This is a genomic window from Shigella sp. FC1967, assembly GCF_001743005.1.
GTDB lineage: Bacteria > Pseudomonadota > Gammaproteobacteria > Enterobacterales > Enterobacteriaceae > Proteus.
Map to the genome: position 1 here is coordinate 1 of NZ_MIIZ01000141.1, position 285 is coordinate 285.

At 48.1% G+C, this 285-nt stretch carries 1 tRNA gene and 1 rRNA gene; both read right to left on the minus strand.

Going from position 1 to position 285, the window contains the following annotated elements:
• Positions 1-86 (minus strand): 5S ribosomal RNA (gene rrf, locus BHE89_RS01305); the annotation flags it as partial.
• A 51-nt stretch (positions 87-137) separates the two neighbouring features.
• Positions 138-213 (minus strand) — tRNA-Thr (locus BHE89_RS01310).
• Positions 214-285 lie beyond the last annotated feature (72 nt).

A 285-nucleotide genomic window follows, 5' to 3' on the forward strand; every position in this document is an offset into this window, starting at 1 on the left:
GGCCCCACACTACCATCGGCGCTACAACGTTTCACTTCTGAGTTCGGCATGGGATCAGGTGGGACCGTTGCGCTATGGCCGCCAAGCAAATTCTGTTTTTATAACTATCTGTTTATGTAGTTATAATTAATTTTTTATGGTGCTGATACCCAGATTCGAACTGGGGACCTCACCCTTACCAAGGGTGTGCTCTACCAACTGAGCCATATCAGCACTAGTGGCTTATTGTCACCGGCTGACACAGCCTAAATTTAATGCCTGGCAGTTCCCTACTCTCACATGGGG